The 11,865-nt window shown below is 43.9% G+C and carries 10 protein-coding genes and 1 tRNA gene; 5 read left to right on the plus strand and 6 right to left on the minus strand.

Annotated features, from left to right (window positions below):
- Nucleotide 1: 1 nt before the first annotated feature.
- Complete coding sequence (locus tag KW844_RS04720) at nucleotides 2-997, minus strand: MlaD family protein (RefSeq protein WP_218375556.1); 996 nt, start codon at nucleotides 995-997, stop codon at nucleotides 2-4.
- A gap of 172 nt (nucleotides 998-1,169) precedes the next feature.
- Nucleotides 1,170-2,132, minus strand: a complete 963-nt coding sequence (locus KW844_RS04725; RefSeq protein WP_218375557.1) for an N-acetylmuramoyl-L-alanine amidase — start codon at nucleotides 2,130-2,132, stop codon at nucleotides 1,170-1,172.
- Nucleotides 2,133-2,351: 219 nt separating this feature from the next.
- Between KW844_RS04725 and KW844_RS04730 the strand changes: the two genes are divergently transcribed.
- Nucleotides 2,352-5,126: a putative LPS assembly protein LptD gene (locus tag KW844_RS04730; protein ID WP_218375558.1), complete on the plus strand. Its 2,775-nt coding sequence runs from the start codon at nucleotides 2,352-2,354 to the stop codon at nucleotides 5,124-5,126.
- A gap of 65 nt (nucleotides 5,127-5,191) precedes the next feature.
- Here KW844_RS04730 and KW844_RS04735 read toward each other — a convergent pair whose 3' ends face one another.
- Both KW844_RS04735 and ung read right to left on the minus strand, forming a co-directional pair.
- Nucleotides 5,192-5,938 carry a 1-acyl-sn-glycerol-3-phosphate acyltransferase gene (locus tag KW844_RS04735; protein ID WP_218375559.1) on the minus strand — a complete coding sequence of 249 codons (747 nt, stop codon included), beginning with the start codon at nucleotides 5,936-5,938 and terminating at the stop codon, nucleotides 5,192-5,194.
- A gap of 48 nt (nucleotides 5,939-5,986) precedes the next feature.
- Nucleotides 5,987-6,658, minus strand: coding sequence for a uracil-DNA glycosylase (gene ung / locus KW844_RS04740; RefSeq protein WP_218375560.1), 672 nt, complete (start codon nucleotides 6,656-6,658; stop codon nucleotides 5,987-5,989).
- 122 nt (nucleotides 6,659-6,780) lie between these two features.
- Between ung and KW844_RS04745 the strand changes: the two genes are divergently transcribed.
- From KW844_RS04745 to KW844_RS04755, 3 genes are all read left to right on the plus strand, one after another.
- Nucleotides 6,781-6,854, plus strand: a tRNA-Arg gene (locus KW844_RS04745).
- Nucleotides 6,855-7,050: 196 nt separating this feature from the next.
- A complete protein-coding gene (locus KW844_RS04750) occupies nucleotides 7,051-8,250 on the plus strand; it encodes an RNA-binding domain-containing protein (protein WP_218375561.1) in 1,200 nt (399 codons plus the stop codon).
- Nucleotides 8,247-9,218 carry a ParA family protein gene (locus KW844_RS04755; protein ID WP_218375562.1) on the plus strand — a complete coding sequence of 324 codons (972 nt, stop codon included), beginning with the start codon at nucleotides 8,247-8,249 and terminating at the stop codon, nucleotides 9,216-9,218. The genes KW844_RS04750 and KW844_RS04755 overlap by 4 nt, the downstream gene beginning before the upstream one ends.
- 255 nt (nucleotides 9,219-9,473) lie before the next feature.
- On the opposite strand, the gene KW844_RS04760 is transcribed toward KW844_RS04755, so the two are convergent.
- Together KW844_RS04760 and KW844_RS04765 are read right to left on the minus strand one after the other, a co-directional pair.
- Complete coding sequence (locus KW844_RS04760) at nucleotides 9,474-9,866, minus strand: VOC family protein (protein ID WP_218375563.1); 393 nt, start codon at nucleotides 9,864-9,866, stop codon at nucleotides 9,474-9,476.
- A gap of 69 nt (nucleotides 9,867-9,935) precedes the next feature.
- Nucleotides 9,936-10,844: a type VI secretion system baseplate subunit TssG gene (locus KW844_RS04765; RefSeq protein WP_218375564.1), complete on the minus strand. Its 909-nt coding sequence runs from the start codon at nucleotides 10,842-10,844 to the stop codon at nucleotides 9,936-9,938.
- A gap of 122 nt (nucleotides 10,845-10,966) precedes the next feature.
- On the opposite strand from KW844_RS04765, the gene KW844_RS04770 reads away from it, so the two are divergent.
- Nucleotides 10,967-11,854, plus strand: a complete 888-nt coding sequence (locus KW844_RS04770; protein ID WP_218375565.1) for a TssN family type VI secretion system protein — start codon at nucleotides 10,967-10,969, stop codon at nucleotides 11,852-11,854.
- The last annotated feature ends 11 nt before the right edge of the window (nucleotides 11,855-11,865 follow it).

Consider the following 11,865-nt stretch of genomic DNA (forward strand, 5'->3'; position numbering starts at 1 on the left):
ATTATTGAGCTTTTACTGAGTCAGAAGGTATTGGTCTTACTTTATCTTTTTTACCAAAGAGGGAGAAGTGCACATACCGTTTAGGGTTGATGCGCAGGTCTTCCAGCAGTTTGTTCAGGTTGCTGAGCGAGTATTGCAGGTTGTTATATACCTGTTTATCGTTGAGCAGCATGCCTGCGGTACCGTCGGTGGTATTAAGTTTGGCGATGGTCGCATTCAGGCTGGCGGCAGTGGCTTGCAGTTCCGCGAGTGTTTTATCGATATTGCCATTTGCGAGTGAGCCGGTAGCTTTTTCGGCGTTGTCGAGGATGGCGGAAATTTTTTCGTTACTGTTTTTGAGGTTGGCGGTAACATCCTGGAGGTTGTTCATGGTACCGGCTACGGCGCCGTTACGGTCCAGCAGGGTGTTGAGGGCTGCGCTGGTGTGGGTAAAGTTACGGGTAACCACTTCCAGGTTGCCGATGGCCTGGTGGAGATGACCTTTGGAGGTGGAGTCCAGGAGGCCGTTTACGTTAAGCAGCACGGAGTCGATATTCATGAGTGTCCCCTGGAGTTTTTGCACGAGGGGGTTGAGTTGTTCTTTGAGTGCATCGGTCATGGAGCCGTCTACGGCAGCATATACGGTATCGCCGCTTTGGAGGAACTCACCGGAGTTGCCGAGGTCGAGCTGCACGGTTTTGCTGCCAAGGAGGTCGGAGCTGATGCGGGCCACAGAGTTACGTGGGATTTCAATTTTTTTGGTGATGGTCAGGGTTACGAGGATTCTGCCTGCGTTTTGGTCCATTACATCGAGGTTGGCAACATTACCTACCACGAGGCCGTTTACCTGTACGGCGTTGGAGGGTTGCAGGCCATTTACCTGCGTATATACAGCGTAGATAGTTTTTGTGCGTTTAAACAGGCTCTTTCCCTTCAATAAATTAAAGCCCAGTACAAGGAGGGTTATACCTACGACAGTAAGTATGCCCACTTTTGTTTCGTTTGATAATTTGAGCATGTGATTCGTATACGTTCAGCGCAAAAATAATCAAAAAGGATGTCCGGGGCGTATCTGAAATAAAATGTTGATAATTATAGGATGGAATATTTGGGGAGGGCGGGAGTTTCCGTGGTACCGGGAGCGGCCTGATGGCAGTAGCTCCCGGTATGGGGATATGAGTTATTGAAGATTAGCGGCTGCTAACGGCGGCAGAACCTTCAGTGTCTTGTTGGCGGTTGATGGTGAAGCGGTCCAGTTCATCACGGTAACGCTTAATCGCTTTATAGATACCGTTTGCCAGTTCGGATTGTCCGCTGGCGGAGTTGAGGTAGTCTTCTTCTTCCGGGTTGGAGATGAAGCCCAGTTCAACGAGTACGCTAGGCATGGCGGTAGCGGACAGCACCCAGATACCTTTTTCGTTACGTTGTCTGGCGCCGCGGCTGATGCGGCCTACTTTGGTAAACTCATCTTCGATGAGGGTGGACAGGCGGAGGCTCTGGTCGAAGTAGGCGTTACGCAGGGTGTTGAGCAGGATGAAAGTTTCCGGGTCGGTATCGTCCATGAGGGCACGTGACTCTTCGGAATCGGCATCCAGCACGATTACGGAATTCTGCTTAAGGGATTCCATTTTTGCGTTATTCTTACTGGTGGCCCAGATATAGGTTTCCGTACCTTTTGCCGGGTTAGGGTAGTAGGCGTAGGTAGGCACCTTTACGGCTACTTTCTTTTTACCTTTTTTGCGGTATACGGTTTGGGAGCCTGTCTGGCGTCTGATTTTACCTGCTGAGTTACAGTGGATGGATACGAACAGTTCGCCTTTGGCGTCGTTGGCCATATTGGCTTTTACCCTTGGGTCGTCGAAGCGGTCCGTTTTACGTGTATACACTACCTTTACATCCGGCATGTTCTCTTCGAGGATCTTTCCAAGCTTAAGGGCTACCTGCAAGGTAAGCTGGCTTTCAGTGGAATAGCTGCCGCGGGCGCCCACGTCGTGTCCACCGTGGCCTGCGTCAATTACAATCGTTCTGATAGGCTTGCCCTGATTCCCGGAAACGTCCTGTTTCTGGGAAACTGGTGTGTTTTTTGCCTGAATAAAAAAGGTACAGGTGAATAAAGTTCCCAGTCCTAAAGTCCAAAATCGGTTCCAGCGCATGATTCTCTTTTTAATGGGTGCTGTAATCACAAAAAATAAAAAATAAGTTTATTTATCAATTTAATAATTTACTGGCCACATGCGCATTTCAACTACCTATATACTTCTTTCCCGTCAAACTTTACAAGTTATCATTTGTAATAAATTGTCCAAAAACTTGTAGGTTTGTGCCCGCCTTAACACATGAGCTCTAGCTACAAAAATAATTATAAAAAGTTTTTGCGACAGACATACCTGGCATTTGCAGGTATAGTTATCGCCGTTCCCTTTATTATAGATGCATCGGCAGGGAATATACCACACGGATTCTTCGGATTTAACAAAATTTTTGCAGACACTGTTCCGCCTGCGAAAAAAGTGGATTCGATAAAGCCAGTTGTTCCCTCCAGGCCTAAAGATACGTTGATTGTGCCTAAAACAGGCGATTCTACGGCTTTAAAATTGCCGGGGGACTCAACCCTGCAGGATACGACCATCGTTACGGTGGATTCGCTGTTGTTGCCTAAAGCATCGAAAGACTCACTGGACGCGGTTGTAACCGCCAAAGCGGAGGATTCTATGGTGCTGATGGTCCAGAAGAAGCAATTCTACCTGTTTGGCAATGCGAACGTAAAATATAAGACCATTGACCTGACGGCCTATGAAGTGAGTTTTGACCAGCAGACGGGGGTAATGACCGCCGTGCACGGGAAAGATACTGCCGGTAAGTACATCGGACGCCCGGTGATGAATGATGGCGGGCAGAGTGCCGAGTCGGATACGTTGGAGTACAATTTTACATCTTCCAAAGCATTAATTTTTAATACCAGGTCACAATACGGGGAGGGGTACGTGCACAGTGAAAAAACCAAGAGAATGGCTGATAATACCATTTTTGGTTTCAAGAACGGCTATACGACCTGTAACCTGGATACACCTCACTTTAGCTTCCGGGCTAAGAAAATCAAGGTAATTCCTGATAAACTGATCGTTTCCGGGCCTGCCAACCTGGAAATACAGGGTATCCCAACGCCTTTATTCATTCCTTTTGCCATTTTCCCGATTACCCAGGGCCAGCGCTCCGGGATTTTGCCGCCGCAGTTTGTCACCAACGCGCAGAAAGGTATGGGGCTGGAACAGGGCGGTTATTACTTTGGGATGGGCGAGCACCTGGATATGACGCTGCGCGGGGATATTTACTCGTACGGCAGCTGGGCGCTGACAGCCAGTCCTACCTACCGCAAACGCTATAAGTATAGCGGAGGTATGACCCTGAGTTTTGCCAATACCAGGCTGGGTGACCCTTCTGTGCCGCAGGAGTTTGTGAACAGCCGCGACTTCCGCGTAATGTGGAACCATACCATGGATAGCAAGGCACGCCCGGGAATTAACTTTGGAGCGAGCGTAAACTTCGGAACCAGCTCCTATAACCAATATAACGTCTACGACTACTCGACGCGTGTAAACAATAACATCGGTTCCAGTATCAGTTTCTCGAAAACCTGGCAGAACAAGCCCTACAATCTCACTATAAACTTATCAGACAACCAGAACCTGCAAACCCGTGACGTGTCCCTGACCTTCCCGGATGCGAACTTCTCGGTGCAGACCATCTATCCTTTCCAGCCTAAAGAACTGATTGGAACGGCCAAATGGTATCATAAAATCGGTATCAGCTATACCAACCAATTCCGTAACCAGGCTTATTTCAAAGATTCTTCCTTTGGTAAAAAGGAGATGTTTGATGCGTTACAGAGCGGTATGCAGCAGAACATCCCGATCTCTTTTTCTATACCGGTGATGAAGTCGTTTACCTTTTCACCAAGTGTGAACTTCACCGAGTACTGGTATACCAAGAAAACTGAGCGCCAGTGGAATCCGAATAAAAGGAACCTGGGAACCGGTCAGCTGGGAGCCCTGGATACAACGTATATTCCTGGATTTTATGCCCAGCATGAGCTGAGTACCAGCTTGTCGCTGGCAACGGCCTTGTATGGAATGTATGATTTCGGGCAGGGTAAAATCCGGAAGATCCGGCATGTGATGCGTCCTTCGATTGGGTTGACCTACCGGCCGGACCTCACGCAGGGAGCTTATTACAACATGACTTATAATGCGGAAGGTGATTACCAGCGTGCGTCCTACTTCCAGGGATCTGTGATAGGGGTGCCTGGCGAGGGTTCCTTTGGTGGTATGAGCTTCTCCCTGGATAATAACCTGGAGATGAAAGTATTCAGCAGAAAGGATACCAGTGGTAACCACGAGCGGAAGATCAAGCTGCTGGATGGTTTCGGGTTGAATACCAACTATAACTTTGTGGCAGATTCCTTTAAGTTATCGCCTTTCAGCTTATATGCCCGTACTAACCTGTTTGACAAGTTGAATATCTCTGCCAGCGGTACACTGGATCCTTATGTTACCAATGAGCAGAGCGGGGTTCGTAAGGACCGATATGTATGGCAGGATGGCAAGCTGAGTTTAGGCCGGTTAACAAATGCTTCCATAACGATGTCGACCTCCTTCCAGTCAAAAGACAAGAAGGGAGGAGACGAGCAGCGGCAAAAAACGCTGGATAGCTTGCAGAATGTGATGGATGCCAATGCCTTGCAGGCTGCGCAGCAGCGGCAATTGCAGATGATGCGTCAAAATCCGGGTGAATATGTGGATTTTGATATTCCATGGAGACTGGACCTGTCCTATAGCTTATCGTATACAAACCGGATCATTGCCGATTCGGGCGGTGTGGTAAAGGAGTTGCGCCAGTATGTGAGTTTTAATGGAGATTTTAGTCTGACACCGAAGTGGAAGGTAGGTATGAACAGTGGTTTCGACTTTAACTCGATGGAGATAGCGTATACCAACCTGTATATATCGAGGGATTTGCATTGCTGGCAGATGTCGATCAACCTGGTGCCGTTCGGAACCTATCGTCAGTTTAGCATTACGATTAATCCGAAGGCGGGTATATTGCGGGATTTGCGGCTTAACCGATCGCGAACGTATTACAGTATGTAACGTATAAGTATATACGTAGAGATATAAGAAAAGGCGAAGCAGTGATGCTTCGCCTTTTTTGCTATTTATTTATCATTAGCAATATAGTAATCCCACATAATTTTGAATACTTTCTCCTTTAATGCTACCACATCGTCTTTGGTAAGGCCTTCCGTGGGCACGGCGGGCAGGAAATGATAATCGATCCGGTGAGGCCAGGCGTAAAAACCTTTATCAGCCGGGTTGACAATTTTGGTATGAAAGAGCAGAGAAGGGATGACGGGCACCTGTGCTTCTATGGCGAGGGCAAATGCGCCATCATAAAAGGGCTTCAGGGGCTCATTCGTGCGGTTTCTGGTCCCTTCCGGGTAGAGGAGCATGTGCATGCCTTTTGCGAGTGCTTCCCGCATTTCTACGACGCTGTTTTTGCGGCTTTGTTCATCTTTGCGATCTACTAGGATGCCACCAATCCGGTACAGTACGCCGAAGAGGGGTATTTTACCCATGGAGGCTTTGGCGAGTGTTTTATTAACGCCTGGTACGCCTGGAGTGGTAACGGGCACGTCGATGAGCGCATTATGATTGCATACGACCACGTAGGTTTTCCCTTTTTCAAAGTATTCTTCTCCTTTAATACGCACAGGGCATCCGATGAGGGGCATATAGACTTTCATCCATATTCTACCGATGGTAAGGAAACCCAGTGATTTTTTAGGATCGGGGAAGAAGGAGAAAATCCAGATGGGAATAAACACGATCAGCATGGTTCCTGCGAAAAGCAGGAGAGCGTACAGTGCAAAGACTTTTCCGAAGATGTTTTTTATCAGTTTCATATAGCTGTTCAGCGTATCCCCGAATATATTAAATAAAAATCAATATAATTATAATCGCCAGTCTACCGGTTCTATCCCTGCTTTTGCCAGGAGCTCATTTGTTTTAGAGAAGTGTTTACAACCAAAGAACCCGTTATGGGCGCTGAGTGGGGAGGGATGGGCGGCTTTGAGAATATGATGTTTGGTAGCGTCCACCAGGATTTGTTTGTCTTGCGCGAACCTTCCCCACAGCAAAAATACGACATCTCTTTTTTGGTCGGATATTTTGCGGATAACGGCATCGGTAAATGATCCCCAGCCTATTTTGGAATGGGAGGCTGGTTCATGAGCTCTTACGGTAAGCATGGCATTCAGCAGGAGCACGCCATGTTGGGCCCATTTGGTGAGATTGCCACTGGCGGGAGGAACAAGGCCGAGGTCGGCCTGCATTTCTTTATAGATATTAACGAGTGATGGAGGAGGTTTAACGCCATCCTGGACACTGAAGCAGAGGCCATGTGCCTGTCCTTCGTTATGGTACGGGTCCTGGCCGAGAATCACTACCTTTACTTTATCGAAAGGTGTTTTATCGAAGGCGTTAAAGATATCTTCACCTTTAGGGTAGATGGTTTTTCCGAGTGCTTTTTCATGTTTAAGGAACATGACAATCTGTTCAAAATACGATTTCTGGAATTCGTCTTTGAGGACCTCTTTCCAGGATGATTCAATTTTTACGTCCATAGAATCACAACATTATCGAAAAAAAATAAAATTAATTTGTTTTTTTAATCAGAAAATTTATACATTTGCACTCCCAAAATGACAGATAAATATAACAATTTTGATGTCAGGATGGACGGGATGTCTCGGTAGCTCAGCTGGATAGAGCAACTGCCTTCTAAGCAGTAGGTCATTGGTTCGAATCCAATCCGGGACACACAGACTGAAAAAGGAAGATTGCGAAAGCGGTTTTCCTTTTTTTGTTTTATTTGAAATATTATTAGTATTTTTTAGTTGTTGCATCTTCCTTGATTTTCTAAGGAGCGTCGCGTCATTGCAAGCGGATTACTATAATTTATTTTGTACTCAATCCAAATGAGTATTTTTGTTAAACCTAATTTACACTAATACAAATGATAACAGAAAATAAGGTAAAGGAGTTAATTGCTGCAATGGAAAGTGACAGGGTGGAGAGGACAAGGTCAACTGCTGATGATAAACTTGGTCAGGCCATTTGCGCGTTTAGCAATGATTTTCCTAATCATAAGCTTCCTGGTTATCTCTTATTGGGAGTAGATGATGATGGTTCACTTGCAGGTAAGAATTATACAGATGATGATCTCCAAAAAATTGGAGGCATGAAAACAAATGGCAAAATTTTACCTCAACCCTCAATCACAGTGAGTTCTATTTTTAAGTTTCAAGGAGGGGATGTTATTGTCATTGAGGTTAGACCTTCAAGCTATCCTCCAGTAAGATATGATGGTAGGTGTTGGATAAGGGTAGGGCCAAGAAGGGATAAAGCTTCAGTGGAGGAAGAGAGGATACTTTCTGAAAAGAGGGTTTCAAATGCCAAGACCTATGATCTTGTCCCCGCTTTAAGTTCTACTATCGCAGATTTAAGCATTGAATTATTCAAAATAAACTATCTAACCTCTGCTGTCGATAAAGAGACGCTTGCTGAAAATGGGAGGACCACAGAGGAACAACTAGCATCTTTGCGCTTTTACGATCCAAGAGAACATTGTCCTACCAATGCAGGTATATTGATGTTTGGTCTGAATCCTGAGTTTTATTTGCCAGGTGCTTACATACAGTATATCAAGTTTTCTGGATTAGAAATGACGGATGCTGTTGAGTATGAAAAAAAATTCTCAGGAGCATTGATAACTGAGTTACGTCTACTTGATGATTTTATTAAGGGAAATATAATTAAGGAACGTCCCCAGCGGACTGATTCGTTTCAGGAGATAAATGTACGTAATTATCCCTACTGGGCTTTGCGGGAATTAGTAATGAATGCTATCATGCATAGAAGTTATGAATCAAATGCGCCAATTTATATTTACGAATTTTCTAACCGAATAGAAATAATTAATCCAGGAGGTTTGTTTGGTGAGGCCACCCCTCAGAATTTTCCTGACGCCAGTGATTATCGAAATGTGGTGTTGGCAGAATCGATGAAAGTTCTAGGGTATGTAAACCGTTTTAATTATGGGGTCAAAAGGGCGATTCATGAACTTGAAAGGAACGAAAATGGGGCACCGAAGTTCGATTTGAATCTTACAACTAAATTTAAGGTTTCAATACCAATAAATAAAAATTGGGAATGAGGATAATTACATTTTTTAATAATAAAGGAGGAGTTGGGAAAACAACTACGGTATATAATGTTGCATGGATGCTCTCTGAGCTAGGAGTGAAAACAGTTGCTATTGACTTAGATCCTCAATCAAATCTCACCTCAATGTTTTTATCCAATGAGAGATTTGAGGAGATTTATGAAAATGAAATGCCAATTACTATTTTAGATGCCATTCAGCCGATTGTTGAAGGGGAGCCTTATGTGCCTGTGCATATCGAGCCTATTAATGATAATCTTGGATTGATTTTAGGTAATTTAGCTTTATCTACGTTTGAGGATAGATTAAGTGATGCCTGGCTTAAATGTTTAAATGAAGATATTTATTCATTTCGGATTACGAGTATCTTTAAAACTATAATTGACGAATCTGTAAGTCGATTTAAGGCTCAAATTGTACTAATAGATGTTGGGCCTAATTTGGGTGCGATTAATAGGGCTGTGACTATTAGTTCAGATTATATAATTATGCCTGTAGCTTCTGATTTATTCTCACTTCAAGGTATTAAAAACCTGGGAACAACACTTCATCAATGGAAAAAGGGATGGAATGTACGTAGAAGTATGGTACCTAAGAAAATAGTTATACCTGAAAATAATGCTGAACCAGCGGGCTACATTGTAATGCAATATTCCGCGAAAGAGAGTAGACCCGTCAAGTCTTATCTAAAATGGGCAAACCGTATTCCTGAGGTATTTAAACGGTTTGTTTTAGGGAACAATGAGCTGGATTCAGACACAACCGTTGATAACGATAAAAATTGTATTGCCTTGTTAAGGCATTATAGAAGTTTAGCTCCAATGTCAATGGAAGCACATAAACCTATATTTTTACTGAAGCCTGCTGATGGAGCGATTGGTGCACATGTATATGCGGTTCAGAAAAGCTATGAAGAATTTAAGCTGTTGACTAGAAAAATTCTCAAAAGATGCCATTGATACAAATTAAATATTCATATCTGAATGTTTGATTTAATAATTTGTATTCACAAGCGCTTCTATATAATTTCATAGTTAATTCGAAGTTCGTACCCTATAAGAAAAGGAAATGCGGGTGTATCAAAAGTAATTGTTACTCGATTTTATTCGGTCCCTGATGGAGAACATTTCATATAACCCAATTTCCGAAACCTTCAGATTACTTTTGATACATCCTCATCTGGTGTCATTCTATTTTTCTGGTCAAATGATCCATCATTGTTCAGATTGACTGTTCACCCTTGCCTGTTGCTGTATATTAAACACCGTTCCGGCAGGATCAGTAATCCAATGCATATTTTCAGGAAGCTCCTCAATTTCATCACAGGTTTCAACACCGTTTGATTGCAGATATGCTGTTGCCGCTGCAACATCAGGAACAGTTAATTGTAACCAGGTTTCGGCATGCGTGTAGTTGTCCACGCAATCTAACCATATAACATTGTGACCGAACTTTACTTCGTGTGTTCTGGAAACGGTGGGATTAGTAATCGGTTTTTCCTGCACTTCTAGTTTTAGAATATCTCTGTAGAAAGCGACTGTTTTGTCGTATTTACTTTTTGGAATTTTAATGGCGATGTTAATTCCTGCTTCAAATTTTATTTCCATGCGTAAAGATTTTATTAACTGAATTACAACATACATCTCAGAATGACTAAATCATGATAAGGAGGCTAATCACAAATACGCCGTATACCCCAACACACTCTCCTCCAACTGCACCCTTTTCTCACTCAGCTCCATTTCCAGCCGCACTTCCATCTCTGCCGGCACAAAATAACTCACCAGCCACCGCACTATCTTTTCAAGCCTGCCTCCCGGCATTAATTGTAACGAAAGCGCTGATGTTACCGGGCCTACGCGAATGATTATTTCTTCATCACCTTCTAAAAAACAATCTCCTGCAACCATATCTACTCCTAATCTGGTTGCACCCAGGAGGCAATCGGTAACGGCTATACGGGATTGTCCCGGTACCGGGTATACGGACACCGGCAGTTGTAACATCAACCCTAGCACCTGCTCCAGTTTTTCCAGATTCCCTTTGTGATCATGCAGCAGTGGGATGAGGTGTAGAAAAATGTTCGCTTGCTGCTGATCCAGCAGTTCAAATATTTCCCATCCCGGGCGGAATATATCTACCAGGTCGTTATAGAAATTCTTCTTATCGATTTTATTTTCGTAGAGTTCTATCAATACCCGGAAAAGATTAATCTCTGCTTCCAGCGGCATGAAAAATTTTCGTGCTTCTTTTTCCTGTTCCTTGTGCCGTTTAATCTGATCTATCAACTCTTCGGTAGAACGGGTGGAAGAGTAGGGCACGGCTGTATGAAACAAGCCTTCCGGTAACATGTCGTACAAGCCTTCCCGGTTGCTTTTAATGCACAGATAATCTTTATAACCGCCTTCCGGTGCATACCATTCTACACTGAGTATATCTTTCGAAAAATTCCGCCTGCCGGCACCTGCCGGCCAGATGAAAATTTGATTCAGGTCAATGCCTGCTTCAACCAACTCCGCGGCTAAAACAGCAGCCTTGTAATCGGTATAAAAATTGTTTAATTTAAAAAATGGGGTATCTTCCATAAATCAATTATTCAATTAAATTTATAGTCTTTAAATTAGCATAAAATCAGGCAAAACCCTAAAAAATGAACCCTTGCCTGTGTATTTTTTTAGATTAACCGCTCCGGACCATATCAATTACTATGGATGTAAAATCTGTTTTTGTAAGCTACATTCTTTTTCCGCTGGTTGCCACCATTATGGGGGCTGTAATGCTCATCCTGAATAAAAAGAACCGGCTGATGAGCAGCCGTAAGCTCATTGTTACCTTATTGTTAACCAGTATGGTGTTGGCTATTCCCGGCCTGTTCGGATTATTGGGGATGTACTTCATGCCTTGGGGATACCTGTTGTCCCAACTCAGTTACGTGCTGCTGGGCATCCTGGGGGTTTATCTACTCTCCAGATACTACCCCGACGCATTGGAACACAAAAAAGGTATGACCGTGTTGTTGGGAGTCATCACCATATTACTGGGTGTTTATTTATATAAACTGGTGTTCAACTGGTTAAACGATCTGGAATATGGCTGGTATGCGGCTACTTCAGTACTGATGTTTATGACACCGCTTTTATTCTGGTGGACATATATGGCGCTGATCAGCATTCCTGCTGAAATCTACACGGTTTGGTACTATCCTCGTATCACCCAGCCGCTGGATATGTTTGATGTGGATATTGACAAACTGAAAGTACTGGAAGTGGAGCTATTTAAAGCAGTAAATGATCCTGCCCCACTGAAAGTAAAAGTAAAAGCCCCGCCTGAAATGGGTTTCGGCGTTTGGTTCCAGAAATTTATAGATGATTATAATATAAAATTCCCCCGTAACGGCATTCAGTATACAGCAGGTGAAGAAGCCTATGGCTGGATCTTCTACCTGAAGCCCAACTTCTTTTCCCGTAAGCAATTCATTGATCCGGCGGTGAGCATCACCCAAAACCAGGTAAATGAAAAGCATACCATCTTTGCACGCAGGGTAACGCGATTGCAACAGGAAGCCGGAGGGGAAGACCGGGTTGTTATCTTATGATTTATTAAAAA

This window comes from Chitinophaga sp. sic0106 (assembly GCF_019219075.1).
Taxonomy (GTDB): domain Bacteria; phylum Bacteroidota; class Bacteroidia; order Chitinophagales; family Chitinophagaceae; genus Chitinophaga.